The following is a 26,623-nucleotide window of genomic DNA, read 5'->3' as shown; positions in this document are numbered from 1 at the left end:
CGTCAGTCCGACGGCGTGATGTGGCGCAACCGCCGCGGCCCGGTGTCCGGCCGGGTCGGCGGCGGGCCCAGCACCATGCGCGCGTTGGCCACGAAGGCGCCGTCGGGCGAGGCGAGGATCGGGTCGAGAGCCAGGGACCGGACTTCCGGGTTGTCCTCCGCCAGCGCGGCCACGCGCAGCACCATGTCCTGCAGCGCCGCGAGGTCGGCGGGTTCGTCGCCGCGGTAGCCGGTGAGCAGGGGCGACGTGCGGGGCTCGCGGATGAGCGTGGCGGCGTCGACATCGGTGACCGGCACCGCGCGGTAGGCGCGATCGCCGAGCAGCGTGCTGACCAGGCCCGAGAGCCCGAACGACACGAGCGTGCCGAACGACGGGTCGTCCTGCAGCCCGATCACGCACGAGATTCCCTTGGCTGCCATGCGTTGCACGTAGAGCTCGTTGTCGCCGGAGACCTCGCACAGGTCGCGGTAGGCCACGCGCACGGAGTCCTCCGACGTGAGGTCCAGCCGCACGCCCGCGAGGTCGGGCCGGCCGCGCAGCCGCTCGTCCACGGCCTTCAGCGTGACCGGGTAGCCCAGCTCCGCGGCGGCCGCGACCGCCGCGTCCACATCGGACACCACGCGGAACGGAACCACGTCGACGCCGTAGCAACCGAGCAGCCGCACCACGTCGTCGTCGGACAGCATCATGGAATGGCCGTCGGCTTCGGCGAGCAGCTCGCGCACGATCGACTGCGCCTGCTCGACGTGCAGCCCGCCCGGGCGCACCAGCGTCCCCTGTGGACGCTGCCGCCACGCCGAATACCGCACCACGCGGGACAACGCGGTCACCGCGCGTTCCGGGCTCGGGTACGACGGGATCGAACCCCTCGTGGGCACACCGTCTTCACTCAGCACGGCCAATTCGTCGGGCACACCCTCGACCGCGAGGAACGTGGAGACGACCGGCTTCGTGCGCTCGTGCTCCAGCACGGCTTCCTTCAGCGCCCGCGCGTACGCGGTGCCGGGAATGAGGATCGGCGGGGCGAACACGGCGATGAGCGCGTCGGTCTCGGGCGAGTCGAGGGCTTCGCGCACGGCGGCGGCGAACGCGTCGGGCCCGGCCTGCGGGCCGATGTCCACGGGGTCGAACGAGAGGTGCAGCCCCTGCGCCCGCGCGGTGTCCGCCGCGAGCAGCCCGATCGCGCTCGAGTTGCCGACGATCGCGATCCGCGGCCCGGCCGGCAACGGCTGGTGGGCGAACACGAGCGCGGTGTCGAACAGCTGCGCGAGCGACTCCACGCGCACCACGCCGGCCTGTTCGAACAGCGCCTGCACGCTCGCCTCGTCGACCTCGGCCGACGTGGCGGCCAGCTGGGGACGCACGGCGTGGCGGCCCGACTTCACCGCGACGATCGGCTTGTTCCGCGCGAGCCGCCGAGCCAGGCGGGCGAACTTGCGCGGGTTGCCGAAGGACTCGAGGTAGAGCAGCACGAGGTCGGTCTCGGGGTCGGTTTCCCAGTACTGCAACAGATCGTTGCCCGAGACGTCGGCGCGGTTGCCGGCGGAGACGAACGTGGACAGGCCCAGCCCGCGCGAACCGGCGTCGGCCAGGATCGCCGTGCCCAGCGCACCGGACTGGCAGAAGAAGCCAGTGTGTCCGCGGCGCGGCAGCTGCGGTGCGAGGGTGGCGTTGAGCCGAACGCCGGAAGCGGTGTTGAGCACCCCGAGCGCGTTCGGGCCGACCACGCGCATGCCGTGCGCGCGGGCCTCGCCGACGAGCCGCAACTCGGCGTGCAGGCCGAGCGGGCCGGACTCGGCGAACCCGCCGGAGACGATCACCAGCGTCTTCACGCCCTTGGCGAGACACGCGTCGAGCACGGACTCGACGAGCTCGGCGGGCACGGCGACCAGTGCGAGGTCAACGGGGTCCGGGATGTCGAGTACCGACGCGTACGCGCGCACGCCGCGCACCGAGCGGTGCTCGGGGTTGACCGGGAAGACCGTGCCCGTGAAGTCGGCAGCGAGCAGGTTGCGGAAGGCGACGTGGCCGACCTTCGTGTGGTCGGCCGAAGCGCCGATCACCGCGACCGAGCGCGGGTGCAGCAGGTTGTGCACGCTGCGCGCCTCGGCCGCCTGCTCGCGCGAGCGCGCGACGGCGAGCGACTCCTCCGTCGGGTCGATGCTGAACTCGAGGTGCAGCACGCCTTCCTCGATGGCACGGCTGACCTGGTAGCCGGCGTCGCGGAACACGCGAACCATGGGCGCGTTCTCGGCGAGGACCTCGGCGACGAACCGGCGCAGCCCGCTCTCCGACGCGGCGGCGGCCAGGTGCTCCAGCAGGATCGAGCCGAGCCCGCGGCCCTGGTGCTTGTCGTCGACGACGAACGCGACCTCGGCCGAGGGACCGCCGTCGAGCCGTTCGTAGCGCCCGACGGCCACGATGTCGCCGCCGAGCAGCGCCACGAACGCGACCCGGTCGTGGTGGTCCACAGTGGAGAACCGCTTCAGGTCGCGCGGAGGGATCCGCGGGTAGGCGCCGAAGTAGCGCAGGTAGCGCGTGCGCTCGGAAAGCCTGCTGTGGAAAGCGACGAGGCCGTCGGCGTCCGTGGGCACCACGGGCCGCAGGTGCACGGTGCCGCCGTCGGACAGGACGACGTCGGCCTCCCAGTCGCGGGGGTAGTCGTACGGATCGCGCAAGCCGTTTCCGGGTGCCGGGTCGGACATGGTCAGTCCCTGGGATCGTCCGGGTCGAGGCCGTGCAGCGGGAACACCGCGCGGCGGGTGTCGCGGATCGCGAGGTCGACCGGGTCGTCGGCGGCGTCGCCCCACGGCTTGAACGCCGTGTCCTTCTCGTCGGTCATCGCGTGCGGGATCTCGGCGGTCGGCGCGGCCTTGGTGATCGAGGAGACCCAGCCGGGCGGCAGCGCCGTGTCGGGGGCGACGTCGCGGTCGAGCACCGTGGCGATCAGGTGCGTCCACGAGCGCGGGACCACGCGGATCAGCTGGTAGCCGCCCCCGCCGACGGCGAGCCAGCGCCCGCCACTGTAGGTCTCGGCGAGGTCGCGCATCGTCGAGTAGATGGTGCGGTGCCCGTCGACCGACAGCGAAAGGTCGGCCAGCGGGTCTTCCTCGTGCGAGTCGACGCCGCACTGCGTCACGAGGATCTGCGGTTCGAACTCGGCCAGCAGCGAGGGGACGACCGCGTTGAACGCCCGCAGCCAGCCCGGGTCCTTGGTGTGCGGCGGCAGCGGGATGTTGACCGAGGTGCCGGCGGCCTTGCCGTTGCCGATCTCGGCGGCATAGCCGGTGCCGGGCCAGAGCGTGAACGGGTGCTGGTGCAGCGAAACGGTGAGCACACGCGGGTCGTCGTAGAAGGCGGTCTGGACCCCGTCGCCGTGGTGCACGTCGGTGTCGAGGTAGGCGATGCGGTCGAAACCGTGGTCGAGCAGCCAGGAAATGGCGATGGCGCAGTCGTTGTAGACGCAGAAGCCCGACGCGTAGTCGCGCATCGCGTGATGCAGCCCGCCGGCGATGTTGACCGCGCGCTTCACCTCACCGTCGGCGATCTTGCGCGCCGCGAGCAGCGTCGAGCCGACCACCAGCGCCGACGCGTCGTGCATCCCGCTGAAGACCGGGTTGTCCGCCGTGCCCAGCCCGTGCCCGACGTCCCACCCGACGAGCGGCGCCTCCCGCACGGCCGCGAGGTACTCGGGTGCGTGGATGCGCAGCAGCTCCTCGTCGCCCGCCGCGGTGGGCACCACCAGCTCGACGTCGTTCAGCACACCGAGCTCCGTGGCCAGCCGGATCGTGAGCTCCAGGCGGACGGGGTTGAACGGATGCTCCCCGCCCAGGTCGTATCCCAGCAGTGCGGCATCCCAGACGACAGCAGGCGAGGACATGTACCGCACTGTACTGGCCCCGGCGTGCCCGAGCCGGGTTCAGCTTCGGTGCCTGCGGAGGTTCGGGCGCGCGGTCGTTCAGCCGCGCTCGGGGCCGGTCGCGGCGGGGCGTTCGGGGTCGCGTGACCAGTGCGACCAGGAGCCGGCGTACAGCGCCGCCGGCTCGGGGTGGCCCGCGACTTCCAGCGCGAGCACGACCGACGACGCGGTGACGCCGGAGCCGCAGTAGGCGCCGACGGGGGTGCCTTCTTCGAGCCCCAGGCCGGCGAAGCGCGCGGCGAGGTCGGCGGGCGTGCGCCAGCGGCCGTCTTCACCGACGTGCTCGGCCGACGGCGCGCTGATCGCCCCGGGGATATGGCCGGCGCGCGGGTCGACCGGCTCGGTCTCGCCCGTGTAGCGCGCGTGCGCACGGGCGTCGAACAGCACGCCGGCGCGGGCGCGGGCGGCGGCTTCGTCGGCGGTGAGCACCGGCATGCCGCCCGGGCGCACCTCGAAGTCGCCGGGTTCGGGGGTGGTCGCGTCGGTGGTCGTTTCGCGGCCTTCGGCGAGCCACGCTGCGTAACCGCCGTCGAGCACCGTCACGTCGGTGTGGCCGGCCCAGCGCAGCAACCACCAGGCCCGCGCGGCGACGGAGCCGTCGGCGTCGTCGTACACGATCACCGGGCGCCCGGCGCTCACGCCGGCTTCGCGCAGCTCACGCTGCAGGTCGGCGGGGTCGGGCAGGGGGTGGCGGCCGCCGCCGCCGGGCGGGGCGGCCAGCGCGGTGTCGAGGTCGACGAACACCGCCCCGGGCACGTGGCCGTCGCGGTAGGACTCGGCGGCGGGCGGCCCGGCCAGGCGCCAGCGGACGTCCAGCACCACGGGGCGCCGCGCTTCGGGCAGGGCGGCGAGCTCGGAGGGGGTGATCAACGGTCCCATACGCCCCATCCTGCAGGTCCGGGCGCTTCGCGCGCACCCGGGCCGGACTTTTCAGCCCGCCCGGCTTGTTATGTCGGCGCGTGCCGTCGCTGTCGGGGCCAACGACTACGATGAGCTACGCGGACGAAGGGGACAGCGTGAACGATCTCATCGACACCACCGAGATGTACTTGCGTACCATCTACGAGCTTGAAGAAGAGGGTGTCGTCCCGCTGCGGGCGCGGATCGCCGAACGCCTGCAGCAGAGCGGGCCGACCGTGAGCCAGACCGTGGCCAGGATGGAACGCGACGGGCTGGTGGTCGTGGCCGACGACCGGCACCTGCAGCTGACCGATCACGGTCGTGAGCTGGCCATCGCCGTCATGCGCAAGCACCGTCTCGCCGAGCGTCTCCTCGTCGACGTCATCGGGCTCGAGTGGGAACACGTGCACACCGAGGCGTGCCGCTGGGAACACGTGATGAGCGAGGCCGTCGAGCGCAAGCTGGTCAAGCTGCTCGACCACCCGACCACCTCGCCCTACGGCAACCCGATCCCGGGCCTCGACAAGCTGGGCGACGGCGACCCCGCGCCGCCCGCCGAGTCCGACCTCGTGCGCCTCGACGAGTTCGCCCGCACCGGCGGCGGCGACGTCGTGGTGCGGCGCATCGCCGAGCACGTGCAACTCGATGAGTCGCTGCTCACCGAGCTCAAGTCCGTCGGCATCGTGCCCGGCGGCCGCGTCACGATCGGCAAGGCCAACGGCGGCACCGTGACCATCGAGGTCACCGGCAGCGACTCCTCGGCACAGGTGTCCACCTCGGCGCTGCACGCCGTGCTGGCGCAGGCCAGGTGAGCGCCGCCGAAGACGCCGAAGGCGCGTTCCACCGGATCCACGGCCGCGCCCCGGCCGGGGTCTGGTCCGCTCCCGGCCGGGTGAACCTGATCGGTGAGCACACCGACTACAACGACGGCTTCGTGCTGCCCTTCGCCCTTCCCCACCGCCTCGCCGTGGCGGCCACGCCGCGTGACGACGGCAAGCTCAACGTCGCCACCCTCGGCGACGACGGCCAGTTCCAATACTCCGATCTCCTCGACATCGCTTCCCTCGAACCGGGTTCGGTCGAGGGCTGGGCCGCCTATCCCGCGGGCGTCGCCTGGGTGCTGCGCGACCACGGCCACGCCGCGGGCGCCGACCTGGTCATCGCCGGCGACGTCCCCTCCGGCGCCGGCCTGTCCTCCTCCCACGCCCTCGAGTGCGCCGTCACGCTCGCGCTGCTCGGCCTCGCCGGCGTCGAACTCGACGGCGAGCTGCCCGGCACCCCGACCCGCCCCGAGATCGCCCGCTGGGTGCAACGTTCCGAAAACGACTTCGTCGGCGCCCCGACCGGCCTGCTGGACCAGACGGCGTCCTTGTGCTGCCAGGACTCCTGCGTGCTGTTCCTCGACGTCCGCTCCGGCGAGATGGAACAGGTGCCGTTCCCGCTCGCCGAGGCCGGCGTCCGCGTGCTGATCATGGACACGCGCACCAAGCACTCCCACGCCGAAGGCGGCTACGGCGAACGCCGCCGCGGCACCGAGCGCGCCGCCGAACTGCTGGGCGTGAAGGCCCTGCGCGACGTCACCCTCGAAGGCCTGGACGCCGCGCTGGCCCAGCTGCCGGACGACCTCGCGCCGCTCGTGCGCCACGTGGTCACCGAGAACCAGCGCGTGCTCGACGTCGTGGCCCTGCTGCGCGAGGGCCGCCTCACCGACATCGGCCCGCACCTGGACGCCTCCCACGCCAGCATGCGCGACGACTACCGCATCTCCACCTCCGAACTCGACCTCGCCGTGGACTCCGCCCGCTCAGCCGGCGCCCTGGGTGCCCGCATGACCGGCGGCGGCTTCGGCGGCTCGGCCATCGCGCTGGTCCGCGACGCCGACCTGGAGCACGTCCGCTCGGCGGTCGAGCAGGCCTTCGAGGCCGCTGGGCTCCGCCGCCCCCGCACGTTCACCGCGGTCCCTTCCCGCGGGGCGGGCCGCGACGCCGTCTGACGCGGTCTCGGTTTCGGGTGCTTTTGGCTTCGGCGGCTTTGGCTTCGGCACTGCCCTCGGGACTTCGGTCTCGGGGGCAGTGCCGTGTCCGGAGCCCGCGCGTTCGCCGGCGGGGCCGGACCGGCCGCGGCAACCCCCGGGCGGCCGGGCGCGGCGCGGTGAGGGGAGACTGTGGCGCACAGTCACCGCCCACACCGGAAAGGCCACACCGTGACGGACCCGCAGAGCCCCCTGAAACTGATCGTCACGGGTGGCGCCGGCTACGTGGGCAGCGTGTGCGCCGCGCGGCTCATCGAAGCCGGTCACCAGGTCACGGTCGTGGACGACCTGTCCACCGGGCACGCCGACGCCGTGCACCCCGACGCGCGCTTCATCGAGGGCGACGCCGCCGCCGTCGCCGCCGACGTCCTCGCCGAGGGCTTCGACGGCGTGCTGCACTTCGCCGCGAAGTCGCTCGTCGGTGAGTCGATGACGGACCCGGCGAAGTACTGGGAAGGCAACGTCGTCACCTCCCTGCGCCTGCTGGAGGCCATGAAGGCCCACGGCACGCCGCGCCTGGTGTTCTCTTCCACCGCGGCCACCTACGGCGAGCCCGAGTCGTCGCCGATCCCGGAGACCGCGCCGACGCAGCCCACCAACACCTACGGCGCGTCCAAGCTCGCGATCGACCACGCCATCACGAGCTTCGCCCGCGCCCACGGGATCGCCGCGGTGAGCCTGCGCTACTTCAACGTCGCCGGCGCCTACCACGCCTTCGGCGAGCGCCACACCACCGAAACCCACCTCATCCCCCTCGTGCTCCAGGTCGCCACCGGCGACCGCGCCCGCATCTCCATCTACGGCGACGACTACCCGACGCCCGACCACACGGCCGTCCGCGACTACATTCACGTCGTCGACCTCGCCGACGCCCACCAGCTCGCCCTCCGCCACGCGACGCCCGGCGAGCACCGCATCTACAACCTCGGCAGCGGCACCGGTTTCTCCGTGCTGGAGGTCGTCGAGTCCTGCCGCCGTGTGACCGGCCACCCGATCCCCGCCGAGATCGCCCCGCGCCGCGCGGGCGACCCGTCGGTCCTCGTGGCCTCCAGCGAAAAGGCCGGCCGCGAACTCGGCTGGAAACCCGACCGCACCGACCTCGACGGCATCGTCTCCGACGCCTGGGCGTTCACGCAGTCGCGCCGCTCCTGACCGACCTCCCTCCGGCGGGTCCGGGCTCCTGGTGAGCCTGGGTCCGCCGGACGCGTTTTCCGTGCTGCGTCACCACGTTCCAGCCCATCGCCCTGCCAGTCGCCCGGGGTTGCGGCTCATGATGCTGCGGGCCGCGGCGACATCCGGGCCACCGCACGGCGCCGAATCCGTCGAAGCCGAGGCAGCCTCACCGTCAGGGCCCAAGGTCAGGCGGCGGATCGTCCACACTCAGTTCCGGTAGCGACAAGCCCAGGTCCACGGCGTCTGGCAGCGAAGCCAACCCGGCGAGTCGCGACGGGTCCATGCCGAGGTTCCAGGCCGCGTGGAGGAGCTGTGCCAGGACGTGCTCGGGGCAGGCGTCCAGGGCGTTGGTCAGGGCCATGCCCGCGAGGGCACCTTCGCTGCGCATGAGGGCGGCGTACGCGACGAGGGCGGCGGCGTCCGCGCGGTGGGGCGCGGGCAGCTCACGCACGAGCTCCAGCCACAGGCTCATCGCGGCCACGGCGACGGGCGACTCCGGCGGCACCGCCGTGGCGAGGCAGGCGTCGCGGACCTTCGGGACGCGCAGGGCGTGGGCGAGGTGCACCGCTTGGTCGTCGGACGGCGGACCTTCGGCCCGGCGGTGGCGGAAGAACGCCGCGCGTACCTCGGCGGCCGCCGCGGGCAGGTCGTCGGGATCCCACGGTGGGGCCGCGCGGGAGAGCAGGGCGCGGCGCCGCACCAGAGCCGAAGGAGAACGGGGCTCAAGCAAGGCCAAGACGTCGTCGCGGCTGGGGAAGGAGACGAAGCCGGCGTTGGTGATCGTCGCGGCCACCACCGTGTCGCGCGGATCCGGCAGAAGGCCGCCGCAGGTGGGTTCGCGGTAGCACGCCCACGGTGCCCCGGCCGCGATCTCCGGTGTCCACAGTGGATGCATCACGGGCAGCTCGTACTCCTTGAGCGCGCGGCTCAGTTCCCCGGCGAACTCGGCGTGGGGCAGCTCGCCGTCGGGACCGGCCCGGCCGCCGACGATCACCACGGTGACGCCCGTGTGGTCGTCCACGCGGAAGCGCGGCGCGAGCGCATCCGCTTGCTCCGCAAGGAGATCGCCGGGTGGCAGGTCCGCGCGCAGCATCAGGCCGATCCGCGTGCCGGGCGGGCGGTGCCCAAGCAGCACCACGGAGTCGGCGGGCTTGAAGCCGAGCAGGTACGGGAGCGCCGCGATGAGCTGCGCCGGGTCGGTGAGCAGGGCCCGGGCCATGCCGGGTGGGGTCGAGGTGGTCACGCACTCCACTGTGCGGCGGAAAACGGGCGGGGGAAGACGACGGCGGAAAAAGGCGGAAATCTGTGGACAACTGCGGCAGTTGTGGAAAACCCGGCCCAGCCGTGCGGGCTGGACCGGGTTCGTGTCGGTGCCGTGTGCTAGGCGCTCACCCGCAGTGCTCGAACGGGCTCGTGTAGGTGTCCGCACCCACCGAACCGCCCCACTTCACGCAGGTGGCGCCCGCGGTCTTCTTCACCGGCCCCGCGTAGTAGGTGAAGTTGCCGGAGTCGGTCGTGCGCGCCTGGCCCTGCACCTCCAGGAACGCCGACGTCGGGCTCGCGGTACCCAGCGAAACGGACTTCAGCGTCGTCACGCAGTTGGCCTTCGTCGAAGCGTTGTACAGCAGGTACGCGGTGCCGGACGAGCCCAGGCCCTGCTGGTCGATCACCGAGAACCCGGAGCCGCACACCTCCGTGGCCGAATAGGGGTTGCCGCCGCAGTTGTTCTTGCTCGTGAAGTCCTTCTTGCCGTAGTAGACGGCCGCGACGCCGTTCAGCACGGCCTTCTGCGTCACGCCGTTGAGGTTCTCCTCGAAGTGCAGGTGCGGTCCCGTCACACCGCCCGTCGCGCCCGCCTTGCCGATTTCGGCGCCCCCGCTCACCTTCTGGCCCACGGACACCTCCTGCGCGGACAAGTGCGCGTAGCGGGTCCGCCAGCCGCCGCCGTGGTCGAGCTCGATCCAGCGGCCGTAGCTGGTGCTGCCCTCGTTCTCGACGCGCGTGACTGTGCCGGCCACCGACGCGACCACGGGCATGCCCGTGATGCCGGTCTTCTGGAAGTCGACGGAGTTGGCGGGGCTGTGCCCGCTGAACGTCGCGGCCGTCACGGTGACCCCGCACTTGAACGGCACCTGGAAGTTCGGCGCGGCGGACGCGGGCGCCTGGGCGGCGAAGGTGAGACCGAGCGCGGGCAACACCGCGGCAGCGGCGAACACGGCGAGCCGTCGCAACCTGGACATGGTGCGTACCTCCTGTTTGGCGTGGATGACGGGAACCAGGAAAGCGACGCGAAGTACATTTTGCGTACATGACGGGCAAACCACCTGGTAGCAACGGCTGTCCCGACGGCGAACGGCCTCGACCGACCCTGTTTTCGACGCCGGCCCCGACGGCGGAAAACCATTCCGTGAAACGCATTCACACCCTGCGCCTGCCCACCACGCGAGGCGTCCTCCCGTACATTCTCCCTACAAGCACCGGGGAGGGACATGACCACCACGACCACCGGGAACCGCCGGCGGCTCGGCTCGCCCGACTGGGTCCGCTGGGGATTCGTGGTGTTCCCGTTGATCATCTCGATCCCGTACCTCACGGGGTGGTGGGCGTGGGTTCTGTTCGGCGTGACGCTGGTGGCGTCGGCGCCGTTGCTGCCCGCGACGCCGGCGTCGAGGCCGGCGTGGGTGTTGCCGGCGGCGATGCCGGTGGTGGTCGCGGCGGCGGGCGCGCTGTGGGTGCTCGAGCCGAACAGCTGGATGTCGGTGGCGATGTTCAGCACGACGTTCTACACGCTGCGGACGTTCGGCCGGGCGCTGACCGCGGTGGTGCTGGTGTCGAGTGCCGGCGCGATCGTCGCGTGGGCCGTGGTGCACCAGCTCGAATGGCTGAACGCGCTCGCGCTGTTCGCCATCCTCATCGTGATGGTGCTGCTCGCCGCGAGCCGGCGCGACCGTGCGGCGCGGCTGGAGCAGACGGAGCTCGCGCTGGCCCGCGCGCAGACCGCCACCGAGGAGCACGCGCGCGCTGCAGCGCTGGCCGAACGCACGCGCATCGCCCGCGAGGTCCACGACGTCCTCGCCCACTCCCTGGCCGGCCTGGCGCTCAACCTGCAGGGCGCCCGGCTGATGCTCGTACGCGACGGCGCCAGCCCCGAAGCCGTCGCCCAGATCGAACGAGCCCAGAAGCTGGCCTCGGACGGGCTGTCCGAGGCGCGCAAGGCCGTCGCCGCGCTGCGGGAAGACGCGGTGCCCGCGCAGCGTGCCGTGGCCGACCTGCTCGCGGGTTACCGCCTCGACACGGGGGCGCGCGCCGACCTGGTCGTGGAGGGCGAGCCGCGGGACCTCGACGCCGGCGTGACCACCGCGCTCGTCCGCGCCGTGCAGGAGGCGCTGTCGAACACGCGCAAGCACGCACCGGGAGCCGATGTGGACGTCAAGCTCGCCTTCGCGGAGTCACACGTCGAGCTGACGGTGCTCGATCGCCAAGGCCGCCGTCCGCCGGACGCGCCTGCGGCGGGATACGGTTTGCGCGGCATGGCCGAGCGGGTCGCGCTGCTCGAAGGAAAGCTGGACAGCGGGCCGGGAGAGGACGGATGGCGGATTCACCTGACGGTGCCGGCGTGAACCTGCGCGTGGTGCTGGCCGACGACCAGGCCGTGGTGCGCGAGGGCCTCGTGACGTTGCTGGGGTTGCTGCCCGGCGTCGAGGTGGTCGGCGCGGCCGCCGACGGCGACGCCGCGCTGGAGCTCGTCGCCGAGCACCACCCGGACGTGCTGCTGGTCGACCTGCGCATGCCCCGCCGCGACGGCGTCTCCACCACCGAGGCCGTCCGCGAGCGCTACCCCGCCACGGAGGTCGTCGTCCTCACCACCTACACCGACGACGAGTCCCTGCTCGGCGCCCTGCGCGCCGGCGCCCGCGGCTTCCTCACGAAGGACGCAGACGCCGAGGCCATCGCGCGTGCACTGCGCTCCGCCGCGGCCGGACAGTCCACAGTGGACGGCGAGCTTCAACGCCGCCTCGTCGACGCCGCCACGCGCCGGGCCCCCGTGCGCGCGGTCGAGGTCGAGGGCCTGACGGCGCGCGAGATCGAGGTGCTGCGCCTCATCGCGGCGGGCCTGTCGAACACGGAGATCGCGCGGGAGCTGGTGGTCAGCGAGGCCACGGTCAAAACGCACGTGAACCACCTGTTCTCCAAGGCCGGCCTGCGGGACCGTGCCCAGGCGGTCGCGTTCGCGTACCGGGCGGGGATCGCGGACTAGCGCCGTACAGCCTCGACGTACGGCCGCAGCGCGGCGGTGAAAGCCGCGTCCGGGACGGAGTCGGGGACGACGGTGTCGCCGACGACGCCGCCCTCCTCGAAGGCGAAGCGCTGACGGACTCCAAGACCGCCCACCAGCACACCCCCGCCCTCCTCGGGGGGCGTCCCCAGTCCCAGTTTACCGAGGTGAGGGGCCAAAATCGGCCGAGCGGAGAACTGTGGACAACTCCGGCAAGGCGGGGTCGGGGTGTGGACAAGTCAGCCGGGACCACCACGTCTCCGCAAAGGTCGCTCAGAACCCCAGCGCCGGCTTCTCACCCGTGACCGGCAGGGTCAGCGACGTGCGCGTGAGGTCCAGCGACAGCCCGGCTCCCGGGCGCGGCCGAAGGGTGTAGTCGTGGTCGCTGGAGGCCACGAGGAATTCCAGGCGGTGCCCGGCTGCCAGCACGTAGTCCTTCGGCATCAGGGAAACCCCGATGCGGTACGAAGTCCCGGGCACGATCGGCGAAGTCACCGAAGGCGAAACACGGTTCTGCGGGTCGGTCCAGCCGCGCGTGATCACGAAGGACTTACCGTCCGGGGCGCGGTCCAGCAGCGCCACCGTGACGTTGGCGGCGGGCCGGTCGAACGACAGTTGCAGGTCGGCCCGCGCGGTGCCCGAGAGGCGCAGCGGCGACTTCACCGCGGGAGTCCCGTATAGCAGGCGGTTGCCCGACGAAGCCGCGTCGGCGAGTTGCTGCACGGTCTTCGAGGCGTCGTCGGCCAAGACCTCCACTGTGGGACGGCCGGGCACGGCGACGGCGGAAAGCGTGCCCTTCGCGCGGCCGCCCGGCCACGGGTGGACCTGCACGTCACGAGTGCCGGGCGCGGGCCAGTCGGCCTCGTCGACCCAGGACTTGTCCTCGCGCTGGATCGTCGCCTTCGGTTCGCGCTCGATGCCGTTGTCGACCCCGTAGAGGTAGTGCGAGAGCCACTTGTTCAAAGTCACGAGCCACACGTCGCGGCGAAGCGACAGAGGGTCCGCGTGGCCCGACTGGTGCAGCCAGATCTTGTGCTCCACGCCGTGCGCCTTCAAGGCTTCGTACCACGAAGCGACTTGGTCGGTCTTCACGTTCCAGTCGTTCAGCCCGTGCACGGCGAGCACGGACGCGTGCACCAGCTCGGCGTCGTTGCGATAGTTCCGCACGTCCCAGAACGGCCCGTAGTCCCCGGTCACCCGGTCCTGGTCGGCGGTGAGCCCGTCGATCACCGGACGGCAGATCTGCCGGTCGGCGCGCGTGTAGACGTACTCGGCCAGCACGTCGGCGTCCTCGCCCTGGAAGCCGCCGGCGGCGACGACCGCGCCGTCGTTGCGGTAGTACTCGTACCAGTTCGAGATCGCGGCAATCGGCACGATCGTCTCGAGGCCCTCAACACCCGTGCTCGCGACGGCGTTGGGCAGGGTTCCGTTGTAGGACACGCCCATCATGCCCGTGTGCCCGGTGCTCCAGCCCGCCGTCACGGGCGCGCCGGCCTCGTCGCGGGCCGGGGCGCGGCCGTTGAGCCAATCGACCACCGACCGCGCGCCGACGGTCTCGTTCACATCACCGGTCGTCGGGCAGCCCGTGGACAGCCCCGTGCCCAGGGATTCCCCGTACACCACGGCGAAGCCGCGCGCGGTGAAGTAGTCCTGGTAGCTCCAGCGGATCGGCGGCGCCGCGTGCGGGCCGACGCCGGTGGCGGCAACCCGCGAGGAATCCGGCGCCGACAGCTCCACGTCCACGTTGTGGTTCGCGACGTCGTTGCCACCCGCGAAATACGGGCTCGCCTCGTAGACCACCGGCACCTTCATCCCGGCGTCCGTCGCGCGTGGTCGCACCACTTGCGCGTGGACGAGGTCGTCCTGCCCGTCGTGGTCGCTGTCCACCGGTGCGGTGACCCAGACGTCCTCGCGCACCACGTCGGCCGGGTCGAACACCGGCTGCGCCTGCCCGTCGGAGAACACCGGCGCGGGTGGTGGATCCGCCTGCGCCACCCCCGTTCCGAGCGGAAGCACGAGCACCGCAGCGAGCACGGACGCGATCCGAGCAGCTCCCACCAGAACCCCCAAGCCGGACGAAGCGGGCGATCACCCCCGACACTTCCGGCAACCGCGGCCGCCGTCAACCGACTAACGTCGGGGTCATGGATGCTCCGATCGTCGCCGTGACCGTCTACCCGCAGCACGCGCGGATCACCCGCCGCGGCCGGGCGAACCTGGCCGAGGGCGCCCGCGTGCGGATCACCGGCCTGCCCCTGGCGCTCGACACGGAATCGGTGCGCGTCACGGGAACCGGCGCCGCGCTGATCACCGGGGTCGACGTCGGTTACGAGCAGCACGCGGGCCCCGCCGACCCCGCGCTCAACGCGCTCGTCGAGCAACGCCGCACCGACCAGGCCGCGATCGACGCCGCCGCCGACGACGAAGCGGCCGAAGCCGCGAAGGTCGAGCTGCTCACGGGCGTGGCGAAACGCAGCGGGGCGAGCTTCGCGAAGGCACTGGCGTCGGGCGTCGCGGGCCCGACGCGCGTCGAGGAGGTCACCGAGGCGCTCGGCGGCCAGCTCGCCGCCGCGCTGCGCACGCGCCGGGCGCTCACCGAACGCCTCGAGCGGATGCGCGAAGACCTCGCGGCTTTGGAACGCCGGATCGCGAACCACAGCGCACAGTCCGAACAGGACAGTGCCGGCGTCACCATCGACCTCGAACCGCAGGAAGACACCGGAGAGATCGAAGTCGAACTGTCCTATGTGGTCCCCGGCGCCAGCTGGGAGCCGGGTTACGACGTGCGCGTGCGCGACACCGACGTCACCGTGACCTCTTTCGGCCTGGTCAGCCAGCACACCGGCGAGGACTGGCCGGAGTGCGAGCTCGCCCTGTCGACCGCGCGCCCCGCGAGCACCGTCGTGGTGCCGGAGCTCGACCCGTGGTTCCTCGACCGCGTGCAGCCGGCCCCGCCGGCCCGACCGATGGCCGCGTTCGCCGCGGCCGCGCCCGGCAGCGCCGCCGTGCGGGACAAGGCCGTTTCGTTGCGCCGCATGGCCCCGGTGTTCGCCGAGGCGGAGCAGGGCACCACCGCGGTCACCTACCGGCCGTCGCGCCCGGTCGCGATCCCGTCGGGCTCGCAGGGGCACCGGACCACGCTGGCACAGCTCGATCTGACGGCCGAGCTCGGCTACGTGTCCGCGCCCGTGCAGGCGACGGAAGCGTACCTGCGCGCAACCGTGGTGAACACCGGCGAGCACACGCTGCGCGCCGGGCGTGCGTCCGTCTTCCACGACACCGAGTTCGTCGGCACCACCCGGCTTGATCTGTGGGCTCCGGGCGAAGAACTCGAACTCGCCCTCGGCGTGGACGACCGCATCCGCGTGGAACGCGACCTCGTGCGGCGCACGGCGAGCAAGGCCACGCTGTCGGGCCAGCGCCGCCGCGAAGCGGAGTACCGCACCACGGTGACCAACCACAGCCCGCGCGAAGCTGTGGTCACCGTGCTCGACCAGGCACCCGTTTCCCGCGACGAAGCCATCACGGTGCGGGACGTGCGCGCGACGCCGGACCCGGTGGAGACCACCGACCTCGGCGAGTTCACGTGGCGGCTCACGCTCGCGCCCGGTGCGACCGGGACGGTCACGCTCGCCTACCGCGTGGACGTCGCCAAGGGGGTGGAGCTCAGCGGCTGGCGGGAATGACCCCGCCGGCCCTGAGAGACTCAGCCCTGCGCGATGTAGGCCTCGAGCTGCTCCTGGCTCTTCTCGAGCTGCTCGATCCGGGACTTCACCACGTCGCCGATGCTGATGATGCCGGCCAGGCGGCCGTCTTCGAGCACGGGCACGTGCCGGATACGGCGTTCGGTCATCAGCACGCTCAGCTCGTCGACCGAGTCGTCGGGCCCGGCGCTGGCAACCATCTTCGTCATGATGTCCGCGACGGGACCGTCGAGGACCATGGGGCCGTGATCGTTGAGCCGACGCACCACATCGCGTTCGGACACGATCCCCGCTATGGCGCCTTCAGGTGTCACCACCACCATGGCACCGACGTTGTGGCGGGCGAGCCCGGCGAGCAGTTCGGTCACCGTGGTCCCCGGAGCCACCGTGGCGACAGCAGCGCCTTTGGACCGGAGCAGATCCGCGATCCGCATGGTGTTCCCCTCTCCTCGTCGAGTTGGGTCACACCAGGTTAGGGCCCGGGTGCCGAGTGCGAAAGTCCGGCGAACCGCGTTCACCCGTGGTATGGAGTGCTCACACCAACCGTTCTGCCAGGCCTTCCAGCGCGGCGCGAATGCCGGCGGCGTAGTCGTCCTCGCCCAGCGCGTCGAGCGTTTCCCGGGCCGACGCGAGATGCCGGCGCGCGGCGTCGAGGTCACCGAGCTTGCGGTAGTCCTCGCCGAGGTTGAGGTGCAGCGACGGGTAGAAGCCGCGCACGGCGAGCGTCGAGTGGTACTGCTGCGCGCGTTCGTCGGTGAGGGAGTCCGCGGCAGCGAGGGCACGAAGGTCCCACTCGAGCTCTTCGGCCGGCTCGTCGCAGACGTCGGCGAGGTGGTGGGCCAGCGCGCAGCGGTGCAGCGGGTCGCCGTCCTCGCCGATCTCCTGCCACAGCGCGAGGAAGGTCTCGCGCGCGCCCGCGCGGTCGCCCGCGATGTGCTTGCGCAGGCCCGCGTCGATCGCCACCATCACGTCGTCGGTCATCGCACTCCCTCGTCGAACACCCGGCGCAGCCGGGCCAGTCCCGGTTCGATGGCCTCGGCCGTGATTGCACCGTAGCCGAACAGCAATCCGTGGCAGGTCCGGGTCATCGAGAAGTCGCCGAGGGACAACAGGCGTACGCCGGCGTCGCGCGCGTTACGGGCCACCAAGCTCAGATCGCGGTCGGCCGAAGCGCCCAGGTGCAGTCCGGCCGCCGCGGGTACGGGGTCGAGCACATCGCCGAATTCGCTGCGCAGACCGTCGACGAGGATGTCGTGGCGTTCGCGGTAGATCTTGCGCATCCGCCGGATGTGGCGCGCGAAGCCGCCTTCGTCGATGAAGTCGGCCAGCACGGCCTGTTCGAGCGCCGGCGTGTGCCAGTCGGCGAGGTACTTCGCCTTGGCGAGCGCGCCCACGAGCGACGGCGGCGCGGCCAGGAACCCCACCCGCAACGCCGGCGAGAGCACCTTCGACATCGACCCCACGTACACCACGCGGCCGCGGGAATCCAGGCTGTGCAACGGTTCCAGCGGCCGTCCGGTGTAGCGGAACTCGCTGTCGTAGTCGTCCTCGATGATCACCGCGCCCGTGCGCTCGGCCCAGTCGAGCAGTTCCTGCCGCCGCGCCAACGACATCGCGACACCGAGCGGGCATTGGTGCGAAAGCGTCACGTACACAACCCGCGTGCCGGCCGGGATCGCCTCGACGACAATCCCCTCGCCGTCCACCGGCACGCCCGCGACGCGCATGCCCAGGGTGCCGAGCAGCAGCCGCGGCGGCGGGTACCCGGGATCCTCCACGGCCACGAGGTCACCGGCCTGCAGCAGGACCCGCGCGACGAGGTCCACGGTCTGCTGGACTCCCGTCGTGACAACGATGTCCTCCGGGCGCACACGGACGTTGCGCGACACCCCGAGGTGGCGCGCGAGCCCCTCGCGCAGCCGGGGATCGCCCTGCGGCGCGCCGTACATGAGCAGATCGGCCTGCGACGCGCGCAACCGCTGCGTCATCAGGCGGCGCCAGGTGTCGAACGGGAACAGGCGCACATCGGGCACGCCGGAGCGGAAGTCGTACTCCGCCACGGGCCCGAACGAGCGCGGCGGGCGCGGCACCGCCGCCCACTCCGGACGCGGGCGCACGGCCTCCTCGGACTGCTCGGCCGCCGGCTCGGCGGGCCACGGCGCCGCACCCGACCGGACGAACGTGCCCGCGCCGGGTCGGGCGTTGAGGAACCCCTCTGCGGCGAGGCGCTCGTAGGCCGCGCTGACCGTGGTGCGCGAGACGGTGAGCCGCTGGGCCAGCTCGCGCGTGGGCGGCAGCGCGTCACCGTCGCGGATCCGGCCGTCGAGCACGGCCTCCCGGATCTGACGGTAGATCTCGTCGCGGTGGCCTCGGCGGCCGGTCAGGTCGATGTGCAGGTCCACCTCGCCAGCCTAGATTGGTCCACCGGAGTTCGGCTGGTTTTGGACCTTCAGCTGGTCCGCTGAGGCGGCTAGCGTCCGGGTATGACCACGTTCGAACTCGACCGCCAGTCTCTGCTCGTCCTCGACAAAATCGTGGCCGGAGCCACCGAGACGGACCTTTCCCGCCCCACCCCCTGCGAAGGCTGGACGCTGGCCGACCTGCTTCGCCACCAGGTCAGTGAAAACCACGCCTTCGCCGAAGCCCTGCGCCGCGGCGAAGCGGCCGACTGGGATGCCGGGCGCCTCGGCGAAGACGCGTACACCTCCTACGCCGCGTCGGTCGACGACTTCCTCGCCGCGTACGGCGAAGACAGTGCCCTGCGCCGCCAGGTGAAGATCCACGAGATCGGGCCGTTCGCCGCCGAGATCGCCGCGGCCATGCACCTCGTCGACACGGTCGTGCACGGCTGGGACCTCGCGAAGACCTTCGGCGTGGCGTACGAGCCCGTGCCGGAAGCTGTGACGGCCGCCCTCGGCTTCGCCGCCATGGTGCCCACCGACCCGGACGAACGCGCGGTGAGCGGCGCGTTCGGCGCGCTGGTCGAGGTGCCCGAGGGCGCCGACGAGCTCGACCGGCTGATCGGGCTGCTGGGACGCGACCCGGCCTGGAAGCTCAGCTGACCTTGTCGGCCGGCGCCGACCACGTGTTGCACGCGGCCGTGTTCTGGGCCGTGAAGCCGGCCTTCGCCCAGGACAGCTGGTGGGCGCGGCTGCCGTGGTCGTCGCTGTCGTCGGCGCGGCCGTAGTCGGCGACGGCCGCGTTGGCCGTGGCGCGGCTGATCGAGCCGCGTCCCTCCGCGGCGGCGATGAACAGCGCGCCGAAGCAGTTGGCCTGCAGCTCGATGCGCCGCACCAGCGCCAGGTCCGTGGGGCTGTCCTGGTCCGGTGAGCTCATGCGGTCGGCCGCCGCGGTCAGAATGCCGCTCTCGCTCTGCACGTGGTGGCCGTACTCGTGCGCAATGGTCGCGAGGTGGCGCGAGCGGTTCAGCCCGGCGTCCGAGAGCATCCAGTCGGTGGGGGCGTAGATCGTGGTGTCGCCGCCGCAGTAGTAGGCCACGGCCTGGTCTTTCGACGGCGCCGCCCCGCACGCGCTCACCTTCGGCAGCGTCACGGAGACGGCGACCTTCACGCTCGGCTCGTCCGCGCGGTCGAGCGCCGGGCGCCACGCCTGCTCCAGGCAGCCGCTGAGCGCTTCGTAGAACGCCGACAGCTGGGGCCCGGTGTCTCCCAGCTGCGGCAGCTCGCACGACACCGCGCCGAGCTTCACGCCGTTCGCCAGGATGGGGTTGGTCTCCAGCTCGGGCACCGCGCGGGGGTCGACGCGGGCTCCGTCGCCCGGCGACGCGTCGGAGCGGTGCACGGAGTTCGGCACGGCGATCGCGTGGCCGGACAGCTCATTCGGGACCACGGCCATGACCCCGGCCGTGGCGACCAGGATGACGAGCGCGATGACTCCGCCGACGACCCCGCCGTTACGGCGGCGCGGCGGACCGGACGAAACCGGTGCCCACGGATTCACGGCGGGTGGCCGGGCCGCCATCGGCGGCGGTGGCGGCGGCCCGGCCGGTTCCCTCGGCGGCACCCCGCCCGCGTTTTCACTCAAGTGCGCTCCCCCTGTCAACCGCGCGCTCCAGCATACGGAGCACCCGGCCGGGCGGGATCACGAAACGGGAACGCCGGACGGGTGGCCGGAACCCCCGCCCGGCGGAGAGACTGGGGCCATGAGTGACGAAGATCCGTACCTGTGGCTGGAAGACGTGACCGGCGACGAGGCACTGGACTGGGTCCGCACGCGCAACGCCGAGACGCTGGACGTGCTCACTTCCGGCGAACGCTTCGCCGCGCTGCGGGACGAGGTCCGCGAAGTGCTCGACGCCGGCGGGCGCATCCCCTACGTGACCCGCCGCGGGCCCAACCTCTACAACTTCTGGCAGGACGCCGAGCACCCGCGCGGGCTGTGGCGGCGCACCACCCTCGAGGAGTACCGCAAGCCCGAACCCGACTGGGAGCTGCTGCTCGACGTCGACGCGCTGGCCGAGGCCGAGGGCGAGAACTGGGTGTGGAAGGGCGCCGCGGTGCTGAGGCCCGGCCACCGGCTCGGGCTCGTTCAGCTCTCGCGCGGCGGCGCCGACGCGACGGTGGTGCGCGAGTTCGACCTGGACGCGCACGAGTTCGTCGAAGGCGGCTACTTCCTGACCGAGGCGAAAAACCGCGTCGGCTGGATCGACGAGGACCGCGTGTACGTGGGCACCGACTTCGGCCCGGACACGCTCACCACGTCCGGCTACCCGCGGCTGACGAAGGAATGGCGCCGAGGCACGCCGGTCGAATCGGCGGAGCTGGTGTTCGAGGGCAAACCGGACGACGTCGCGGTGGTCGCGTTCCACGACCCGACTCCAGCGTTCGAGCGCGACTTCGTGCACCGCTCGATCGACTTCTACCGCACCGAGGTGTTCCTGCGGACGCCGTCCGGGCTGGAGAAGCTCGACCTGCCCGACGACGTGGAGCTGTCGGTGGAGCGCGAATGGCTGTACGTGCAGCCGCGCACGCCGTGGACCGTCGGCGCCACCGTGCATCCAGCCGGCGCGCTGCTCGTGATCGGGTTCGACGCGTTCCTGGCGGGCGAGCGGGACTTCACCGCGCTGTTCACGCCGGACGCGCACACCTCGCTCGAGTACTACACGTTCACCCGCAACCACGTGCTGCTCGCGAAGCTGCGTGACGTGAAGACGGAGCTGGTCGCGCTCACGCCCGGCCCCGACGGCTGGACGGAGGCACCGCTGGGCGGGGCGCCGGAGTTCGGCAGCGCGGACATCGTGGGCACCGACCCGGACGAGAGCGACGAGTACCTCGTGGACTCGTCGAGCTACCTGCAGCCCTCGACCCTGAACCGGGGTGAGGTCGGCGGCGAGGTCGAGGTGCTCAAGCAGGCGCCGGGGTTCTTCGACGCGGCCGGGATCGAGGTCGCGCAGTACTTCGCGACGTCGGAAGACGGCACGAAGATCCCGTACTTCGTGGTGCGCCCGCCCGGTGCGCAGGACGGCCCGACGCTGCTCAACGGCTACGGCGGCTTCGAGGTTTCGCTGACGCCCGCGTACAGCGGCGTGATCGGCCGTGGCTGGGTCGCCCGCGGCGGCACCTACGTGGTCGCGAACATCCGCGGCGGCGGCGAGTACGGGCCGGAGTGGCACGCACAGGCCGTGAAGGAAAACCGGCACAAGGTGTACGAGGACTTCTCCGCCGTCGCGCGTGACCTCGTCACCCGCGGCATCACCACGGCCGCACGGCTCGGCATCCTCGGCGGCAGCAACGGCGGGCTGCTGATGGGAGTGATGCTCACGCGGTACCCGGAGCTGTTCGGCGCCGTGGTGAGCCAGGTGCCGCTGCTCGACATGAAGCGCTACCACCTGCTGCTGGCGGGCGCGTCGTGGATGGCCGAGTGGGGCGACCCGGACGTGCCCGAGGAGTGGGAGTACATCGCGAAGTACTCGCCGTACCACAACGTCCACAAGGGACGGACGTACCCGCCGACCCTGTTCGCCACGTCCACAAGGGACGACCGCGTGCACCCGGGCCACGCCCGCAAGATGATGGCGCGTATGCAGGAGCAGGGCCACGACGTGCGCTACTACGAGAACATCGAAGGCGGCCACGGCGGCGCGGCGGACAACGCGCAGCTGGCGTTCAAGTGGGGGCTGGTGTTCGAGTTCCTGTGGTCGCGGCTGGCCTGACGTGGTGGGGGCGCCGTGACCGGCGCCCCCTTCACCTCCCCGCCCTGCGCCAGATCACGACGGCGCCGATCACCAGTACCACCACCGCGCCGAGGCCGATCAGGCCCTTGACCAGCAGGTCCAGCAGCAGGTGGTGCAGCAGCTCGTCGCCGTTCACCGGTCGTCGAACCGGTTGAGCGCTTCCCTCGCCACGCGGCTCCCACGCCGGGCCGGACGCCGTCCTGCGCCTCGCCGCGCGCGACGGCTTGCCGGCCGTGTCACTGCGCTCGGTGGCCGCGGAGTCCGGCCTGAACATCGGCTCGGTCCGCCACTACTTCGACGGCCAGCGCGACCTCATGCGCTTCGCCACGCGCTCGACGATCGACCGGGTCACCGCCCGCCTGGAGCGCCGCCGCGTCTCGTTGCGGCCCCTTTCGGAGCTGACACCCGACGAGGCGGCCTCACAACTGACCGACTTCCTGGCCGAACTGCTCCCCCTCGACGCCCCCCGCCGCGCCGAAGCCACGGTGCTGGTGGAGTTCCTCGTCGCGGCCCGCGTGGACACCGACCTGACCGCCCTGGCCCACGAGGCGCTGCGAGGCACGCTGACTTTGGCCCGCCGCATCATCGAGGCCATGCGCTTGCCGGCTTCCGCGGCCGACCTGGAAGCCGAGCGCTTGGCCGCTCTGCTGGACGGCCTCACGTTCCGCTCGGCCCTCCAACCGGACGCCACCACGCCCCAGGTCTGCCGCGACGTCCTGCGAGTACACCTCGCCTCACTGGGGTCAGAGCAGACCCCGCGGCCGCGCCCGACGCGTGAACGGCCTCGTCGCCACCGGACACGTCCGTCCACCGTGGACATCCACGACCACCTGCTCGAACCGCCCCAGCACCCCCGCCGCGAAGGCGAGCCGCGTGACTCCGAGCGCCCCCAACGCCTTGCCATGATCGACTGTGACGGCCGCCAACGCCCCCAGCAACAGAATCCGCCACCCGCCGGCGACGATTTTTCCCTTTGCCCCGGGGAAAGCCCCTCTGAGCTGATCACAGTGGAACGGCACATGCCGCTCCTCATCCGCCAAAATCCTCGCCGCGACTTCCTTCGTGAGCGGATCGCCGGTGCCATCCCTCAGCGCCCGGTAGTAGCTCAGCGCCACGACTTCGGCGATCAGGAGCACCATCAACTCCAGCCTGAGCCCGAGCGCCCGCCTGAGCCAGACGAACACGGTGTCAGACCAGTGGTGGTGGATCGTCGCACTCCCCGCGGCCCTGAGGAGTTCGGACAGCAGCCGCGCGTGGTTCTGCTCCTCGGCCACGAACAACTCGACGGCGGGCCGAAACCGCGGGTCCGCCTTGGCGATCAGGTTGGCCCCGTCCCCCGACTCCCCCACCTGGAACCGCTGCACGCTCCGCACCACCAAGGGGTCCAGCCGCGCCCCGCGCCCCCACTCCGGCTCCGGCCGCACTCGCCGCCGTTGTGCTTCTTCCCTGAACTCCCTGAGCCACTCCACGCGCCCGATGCTGTCGCACCGATGTGATCCCCAGCGGGAGGACGTGTGGAGATCCTGTGCGGAAATCCGGTCGCCGGCAAAACAAAGCGGGGAGCCGGAAACCCGGCTCCCCGCTTCACCACTTCACGACAATCAGCTAGCTACAACCCGACGTAGCTCCACACCCTTCACAGGCGTAACACGACCCCGCGGGCCGCATCTTCGTGCCGCACGTCATGCACAACGGCGCGTCGGCGGCTTTGCCGAGGTGGAGTTCCATCAGTTCGGCCGTGGAGTGCGCGTCCGCGGCCGCGGGGGTGGGCGCGGCGGCCGAAGTTGTCGCGGAGGCCGGGGAGGAGTCGACGCTGGTGCGCAGATCTTCGAGGTCCATGCCGCCGTAGCTGGATTCCACTTCGGCCGAGCGTTCGTCGGCGGTGAAGATGCCAAGCTGCGAGCGCTTCTCGTACGGCAGGTAGTCGAGGGCCAGGCGGCGGAAGAGGTAGTCCATCACGCTGGTGGCGATGCGGATGTCCGGGTCGTCCGTCATGCCGGCCGGTTCGAAGCGCAGGTTGGAGAACTTCGAGACGTAGAACTCCAGTGGGATGCCGTGCTGCAGGCCCACGGAGATCGACATCGAGAAGGCGTCCATCACGCCCGCCAGCGTCGAACCCTGCTTGCCGAGCTTGACGAAGATCTCGCCGAGGCCGTCGTCCGGGTAGGAGCCCGCGTGGAGGTAGCCCTCGGCGCCGCCGACGGTGAACGACACAGTCTGGCTCGGGCGCTTCTTCGGCAGGCGGCGGCGCACCGGGCGGTACTCCACGACCTTCTCCGGCTCCGGCTCGGCTTCCTTCTTCTTCGCCGTGGACAGCGGCTGGCCGACCTTGCAGTTGTCGCGGTAGATCGCCAGCGCCTTGAGGCCCAGCTTCCAGCCCTGGAAGTAGATCTCCTCGACCTCTTCGACGGTCGCCGTCTCCGGCATGTTCACCGTCTTCGAGATCGCGCCCGACAGGAACGGCTGCACCGCGGCCATCATCCGCACGTGGCCCATCGGCGCGATGGAGCGCTCGCCCACCGCACAGTCGAAGACCTCGTAGTGCTCGGGACGCAGGCCCGGCGCGTCGACGACGTGGCCGTGCTGCGCCACATACTCGACGATCGCCTCCACCTGCTCGTCCTGGTAGCCCAGCACCCGCAGCGCGCGCGGCACGGTCTGGTTCACGATCTGCATCGACCCGCCGCCGACGAGCTTCTTGAACTTCACCAGCGAGAAGTCCGGCTCGATGCCCGTGGTGTCGCAGTCCATCATGAAACCGATGGTGCCGGTGGGCGCGAGCACCGAAGCCTGCGCGTTGCGCCAGCCGTGACGCGTGCCGAGCTCGATGCCGCGCTGCCACTCCTCGGTGGCCAGCGCGCGGACGGCCGCGTCGTTGGAGTGGTAGGTGCGGACCAGTTCGTTGGCCGCGGCGTGCTTGCGCATCACGCGCTGGTGCGGCTCGGCGTTGCGCGCATATCCCTCGTACGCGCCGACGACCTTGGCCATCTCCGCTGAGCGCCGGTACGACACACCGGTCATGAGCGACGTGATCGCGCCGGCGAGAGCGCGGCCGCCTTCGGAGTCGTACGCGTGGCCCAGCGCCATCAGCAGCGCGCCGAGGTTGGCGTACCCGATGCCCAGCTGGCGGAACTTGCGCGTGGTGTCGGCGATCGGCTCGGTCGGGAAGTCGGCGAAGCAGATGGAGATGTCCATCGCGGTGATCACGAACTCCACGGCCTTCGCGAACAGCGGCGCGTCGAACGTGCCGTCGTCAGCCACGAACTTCAGCAGGTTCAGCGACGCGAGGTTGCAGCTGGAGTTGTCGAGGTGCATGTACTCGCTGCACGGGTTCGACGCGCTGATGCGGCCGGACTCCGGGCAGGTGTGCCAGTCGTTGATCGTGCCGTCGTACTGCACGCCCGGATCGGCGCACTCCCACGCGGCCTGCGCCATGGTGCGGAACAGCTTCTTCGCGTCGGTGCGCTCGATGACCTCGCCCGTGAGGCGGGCACGCAGCCCGAACTCCGTGCCGTTCTCCACGGCCTGCATGAACTCGTCGGACACGCGCACGGAGTTGTTGGCGTTCTGGTACTGCACCGACGCGATGTCCGCGCCGGAGAGGTCCATGTCGAACCCGGCGTCGCGGAGGACCTTAATCTTCTCCTCTTCGCGCGCCTTGGTCTGGATGAACTCCTCGATGTCGGGGTGGTCGACATCGAGCACGACCATCTTCGCCGCGCGCCGCGTGGCGCCGCCGGACTTGATGGTGCCCGCGGACGCGTCGGCGCCGCGCATGAACGAAACCGGGCCGGACGCCGTGCCGCCGGAGGTCAGCAGTTCCTTCGAGGAGCGGATGCGGGAGAGGTTGAGGCCCGCGCCGGAGCCGCCCTTGAAGATCAGGCCCTCCTCGCGATACCAGTTGAGGATCGACTCCATCGTGTCGTCGACCGACAGGATGAAGCACGCCGAGACCTGCTGCTTCGAGGACGTGCCGACGTTGAACCACACGGGCGAGTTGAAGCTGAAGACCTGGTGCAGCAGCATCCAGGTGAGCTCGTGCTCGAAGATCTCCAGGTCGCCTGCACCGGAGAAGTAGCTGTAGTCCGCGGCGGCCTTCACGTACGTCTTCACCACGCGGTCGATGAGCTGCTTCAGGCTGCTCTCGCGCTGCGGGGAGCCGACGGCGCCGCGGAAGTACTTGCTGGTGACGATGTTGGTGGCGTTCACCGACCAGAACTCGGGGAACTCGACGCCCCGCTGCTCGAAGTTGACGCTGCCGTCGCGCCAGTTGGTCATCACGACGTCGCGCTGCTCCCACACGACCTCGTCGTACGGGTGCACGCCTTCGGTCGTGAAGACTCGCTTGACGGCCAGACCACCACTGGCCTTCTTCTTGCTCCGGCCGGCGGCCGCCGCGCCGGTTCCCACGGTTTCGGTCATCGGG

General features: G+C 71.4%; 22 protein-coding genes. 9 read left to right on the top strand and 13 right to left on the bottom strand.

Features of this window, described 5'->3' with window-relative positions; translation table 11 throughout:
- Positions 1-2 precede the first annotated feature (2 nt).
- From ABZU76_RS35845 to ABZU76_RS35835, 3 genes are all read right to left on the bottom strand, one after another.
- Positions 3-2,705, bottom strand: a complete 2,703-nt coding sequence (locus tag ABZU76_RS35845; protein ID WP_354877799.1) for a GNAT family N-acetyltransferase — start codon at positions 2,703-2,705, stop codon at positions 3-5.
- A gap of 2 nt (positions 2,706-2,707) precedes the next feature.
- Positions 2,708-3,880: an acetoin utilization protein AcuC gene (locus ABZU76_RS35840; protein WP_354877796.1), complete on the bottom strand. Its 1,173-nt coding sequence runs from the start codon at positions 3,878-3,880 to the stop codon at positions 2,708-2,710.
- A 78-nt stretch (positions 3,881-3,958) separates the two neighbouring features.
- A complete protein-coding gene (locus tag ABZU76_RS35835) occupies positions 3,959-4,798 on the bottom strand; it encodes a sulfurtransferase (RefSeq protein WP_354877793.1) in 840 nt (279 codons plus the stop codon).
- Positions 4,799-4,908: 110 nt separating this feature from the next.
- On the opposite strand from ABZU76_RS35835, the gene ABZU76_RS35830 reads away from it, so the two are divergent.
- The 3 genes from ABZU76_RS35830 to galE all read left to right on the top strand — a co-directional run bounded on the left by ABZU76_RS35830 (position 4,909) and on the right by galE (position 8,003).
- Positions 4,909-5,631, top strand: a complete 723-nt coding sequence (locus ABZU76_RS35830) for a metal-dependent transcriptional regulator (RefSeq protein WP_354877790.1) — start codon at positions 4,909-4,911, stop codon at positions 5,629-5,631.
- Positions 5,628-6,812: a galactokinase gene (gene galK, locus ABZU76_RS35825; protein WP_354877787.1), complete on the top strand. Its 1,185-nt coding sequence runs from the start codon at positions 5,628-5,630 to the stop codon at positions 6,810-6,812. The genes ABZU76_RS35830 and galK overlap by 4 nt, the downstream gene beginning before the upstream one ends.
- A gap of 210 nt (positions 6,813-7,022) precedes the next feature.
- Positions 7,023-8,003, top strand: a complete 981-nt coding sequence (galE, locus tag ABZU76_RS35820; RefSeq protein WP_354877784.1) for a UDP-glucose 4-epimerase GalE — start codon at positions 7,023-7,025, stop codon at positions 8,001-8,003.
- Between the two features lie 193 nt (positions 8,004-8,196).
- Here galE and ABZU76_RS35815 read toward each other — a convergent pair whose 3' ends face one another.
- Complete coding sequence (locus ABZU76_RS35815) at positions 8,197-9,267, bottom strand: DUF4192 domain-containing protein (protein ID WP_354877782.1); 1,071 nt, start codon at positions 9,265-9,267, stop codon at positions 8,197-8,199.
- 145 nt (positions 9,268-9,412) lie between these two features.
- Positions 9,413-10,264 carry a M23 family metallopeptidase gene (locus ABZU76_RS35810; RefSeq protein ID WP_220238125.1) on the bottom strand — a complete coding sequence of 284 codons (852 nt, stop codon included), beginning with the start codon at positions 10,262-10,264 and terminating at the stop codon, positions 9,413-9,415.
- 249 nt (positions 10,265-10,513) lie between these two features.
- Between ABZU76_RS35810 and ABZU76_RS35805 the strand changes: the two genes are divergently transcribed.
- Together ABZU76_RS35805 and ABZU76_RS35800 are read left to right on the top strand one after the other, a co-directional pair.
- On the top strand, positions 10,514-11,644 hold the full coding sequence (locus ABZU76_RS35805) for a sensor histidine kinase (RefSeq protein ID WP_354877779.1): 1,131 nt from the start codon (positions 10,514-10,516) through the stop codon (positions 11,642-11,644).
- Positions 11,641-12,282, top strand: a complete 642-nt coding sequence (locus ABZU76_RS35800) for a response regulator transcription factor (protein WP_354877889.1) — start codon at positions 11,641-11,643, stop codon at positions 12,280-12,282. Before ABZU76_RS35805 ends, ABZU76_RS35800 begins: the two co-directional genes overlap by 4 nt.
- Here the strand turns inward: ABZU76_RS35800 and ABZU76_RS35795 are convergent.
- Both ABZU76_RS35795 and ABZU76_RS35790 read right to left on the bottom strand, forming a co-directional pair.
- Positions 12,279-12,416, bottom strand: a complete 138-nt coding sequence (locus ABZU76_RS35795; RefSeq protein WP_354877776.1) for a hypothetical protein — start codon at positions 12,414-12,416, stop codon at positions 12,279-12,281. The two genes, ABZU76_RS35800 and ABZU76_RS35795, sit on opposite strands and share 4 nt — an antisense overlap.
- A 157-nt stretch (positions 12,417-12,573) precedes the next feature.
- Positions 12,574-14,358: a Xaa-Pro dipeptidyl-peptidase gene (locus ABZU76_RS35790; RefSeq protein ID WP_354877773.1), complete on the bottom strand. Its 1,785-nt coding sequence runs from the start codon at positions 14,356-14,358 to the stop codon at positions 12,574-12,576.
- 86 nt (positions 14,359-14,444) lie between these two features.
- Here ABZU76_RS35790 and ABZU76_RS35785 point away from each other — a divergent pair, with 86 nt between their 5' ends.
- Positions 14,445-15,986 carry a DUF4139 domain-containing protein gene (locus ABZU76_RS35785; protein WP_354877770.1) on the top strand — a complete coding sequence of 514 codons (1,542 nt, stop codon included), beginning with the start codon at positions 14,445-14,447 and terminating at the stop codon, positions 15,984-15,986.
- Between the two features lie 20 nt (positions 15,987-16,006).
- Here the strand turns inward: ABZU76_RS35785 and ABZU76_RS35780 are convergent, their stop codons facing one another.
- The 3 genes from ABZU76_RS35780 to ABZU76_RS35770 all read right to left on the bottom strand — a co-directional run bounded on the left by ABZU76_RS35780 (position 16,007) and on the right by ABZU76_RS35770 (position 18,406).
- Entirely contained in the window at positions 16,007-16,438 is a 432-nt protein-coding gene (locus ABZU76_RS35780; RefSeq protein ID WP_220238120.1) for a CBS domain-containing protein, read from the bottom strand.
- Positions 16,439-16,538: 100 nt separating this feature from the next.
- Positions 16,539-16,985 (bottom strand): hypothetical protein, encoded by a 447-nt coding sequence (locus ABZU76_RS35775; protein ID WP_354877767.1) that lies wholly within the window; start codon positions 16,983-16,985, stop codon positions 16,539-16,541.
- Complete coding sequence (locus tag ABZU76_RS35770) at positions 16,982-18,406, bottom strand: PLP-dependent aminotransferase family protein (protein WP_354877764.1); 1,425 nt, start codon at positions 18,404-18,406, stop codon at positions 16,982-16,984. The genes ABZU76_RS35775 and ABZU76_RS35770 overlap by 4 nt, the downstream gene beginning before the upstream one ends.
- 81 nt (positions 18,407-18,487) lie before the next feature.
- On the opposite strand from ABZU76_RS35770, the gene ABZU76_RS35765 reads away from it, so the two are divergent.
- Positions 18,488-19,066: a TIGR03086 family metal-binding protein gene (locus ABZU76_RS35765; RefSeq protein WP_354877761.1), complete on the top strand. Its 579-nt coding sequence runs from the start codon at positions 18,488-18,490 to the stop codon at positions 19,064-19,066.
- Here the strand turns inward: ABZU76_RS35765 and ABZU76_RS35760 are convergent.
- The gene (locus ABZU76_RS35760) at positions 19,059-19,985 is read right to left on the bottom strand and encodes a neutral zinc metallopeptidase (RefSeq protein ID WP_354877886.1); all 927 of its coding nucleotides are present in this window, start codon (positions 19,983-19,985) and stop codon (positions 19,059-19,061) included. The genes ABZU76_RS35765 and ABZU76_RS35760 overlap by 8 nt on opposite strands.
- A 181-nt stretch (positions 19,986-20,166) precedes the next feature.
- Between ABZU76_RS35760 and ABZU76_RS35755 the strand changes: the two genes are divergently transcribed.
- The gene (locus ABZU76_RS35755) at positions 20,167-22,176 is read left to right on the top strand and encodes a prolyl oligopeptidase family serine peptidase (RefSeq protein ID WP_354877758.1); all 2,010 of its coding nucleotides are present in this window, start codon (positions 20,167-20,169) and stop codon (positions 22,174-22,176) included.
- 31 nt (positions 22,177-22,207) lie between these two features.
- On the opposite strand, the gene ABZU76_RS35750 is transcribed toward ABZU76_RS35755, so the two are convergent.
- Positions 22,208-22,333, bottom strand: coding sequence for a hypothetical protein (locus ABZU76_RS35750; protein WP_354877755.1), 126 nt, complete (start codon positions 22,331-22,333; stop codon positions 22,208-22,210).
- A 112-nt stretch (positions 22,334-22,445) separates the two neighbouring features.
- On the opposite strand from ABZU76_RS35750, the gene ABZU76_RS35745 reads away from it, so the two are divergent.
- Positions 22,446-23,693: a TetR family transcriptional regulator C-terminal domain-containing protein gene (locus ABZU76_RS35745; RefSeq protein WP_354877752.1), complete on the top strand. Its 1,248-nt coding sequence runs from the start codon at positions 22,446-22,448 to the stop codon at positions 23,691-23,693.
- Positions 23,694-23,802: 109 nt separating this feature from the next.
- On the opposite strand, the gene ABZU76_RS35740 is transcribed toward ABZU76_RS35745, so the two are convergent.
- On the bottom strand, positions 23,803-26,619 hold the full coding sequence (locus ABZU76_RS35740; RefSeq protein WP_354877749.1) for a vitamin B12-dependent ribonucleotide reductase: 2,817 nt from the start codon (positions 26,617-26,619) through the stop codon (positions 23,803-23,805).
- Positions 26,620-26,623: the final 4 nt, after the last annotated feature.

Source organism: Amycolatopsis sp. NPDC005232, from assembly GCF_040607795.1.
GTDB lineage: Bacteria > Actinomycetota > Actinomycetes > Mycobacteriales > Pseudonocardiaceae > Amycolatopsis.
The sequence above is the reverse complement of the archived record's forward strand: the minus strand, read 5'-3'. Positions and strand labels throughout refer to the sequence as shown.

Bases quoted from the DNA above. Each gene is read 5' to 3' on its own strand.
- ABZU76_RS35760 (WP_354877886.1), bottom strand. From the start codon at position 19,985: ATGGCGGCCCGGCCACCCGCCGTGAATCCGTGGGCACCGGTTTCGTCC.
- ABZU76_RS35740 (WP_354877749.1), bottom strand. From the start codon at position 26,619: ATGACCGAAACCGTGGGAACCGGCGCGGCGGCCGCCGGCCGGAGCAAG.
- ABZU76_RS35805 (WP_354877779.1), top strand. From the start codon at position 10,514: ATGACCACCACGACCACCGGGAACCGCCGGCGGCTCGGCTCGCCCGAC.
- ABZU76_RS35780 (WP_220238120.1), bottom strand. From the start codon at position 16,438: ATGCGGATCGCGGATCTGCTCCGGTCCAAAGGCGCTGCTGTCGCCACG.
- ABZU76_RS35810 (WP_220238125.1), bottom strand. From the start codon at position 10,264: ATGTCCAGGTTGCGACGGCTCGCCGTGTTCGCCGCTGCCGCGGTGTTG.
- ABZU76_RS35755 (WP_354877758.1), top strand. From the start codon at position 20,167: ATGAGTGACGAAGATCCGTACCTGTGGCTGGAAGACGTGACCGGCGAC.
- ABZU76_RS35840 (WP_354877796.1), bottom strand. From the start codon at position 3,880: ATGTCCTCGCCTGCTGTCGTCTGGGATGCCGCACTGCTGGGATACGAC.
- ABZU76_RS35845 (WP_354877799.1), bottom strand. From the start codon at position 2,705: ATGTCCGACCCGGCACCCGGAAACGGCTTGCGCGATCCGTACGACTAC.
- ABZU76_RS35785 (WP_354877770.1), top strand. From the start codon at position 14,445: ATGGATGCTCCGATCGTCGCCGTGACCGTCTACCCGCAGCACGCGCGG.
- ABZU76_RS35830 (WP_354877790.1), top strand. From the start codon at position 4,909: ATGAGCTACGCGGACGAAGGGGACAGCGTGAACGATCTCATCGACACC.
- ABZU76_RS35765 (WP_354877761.1), top strand. From the start codon at position 18,488: ATGACCACGTTCGAACTCGACCGCCAGTCTCTGCTCGTCCTCGACAAA.
- ABZU76_RS35775 (WP_354877767.1), bottom strand. From the start codon at position 16,985: ATGACCGACGACGTGATGGTGGCGATCGACGCGGGCCTGCGCAAGCAC.
- ABZU76_RS35835 (WP_354877793.1), bottom strand. From the start codon at position 4,798: ATGGGACCGTTGATCACCCCCTCCGAGCTCGCCGCCCTGCCCGAAGCG.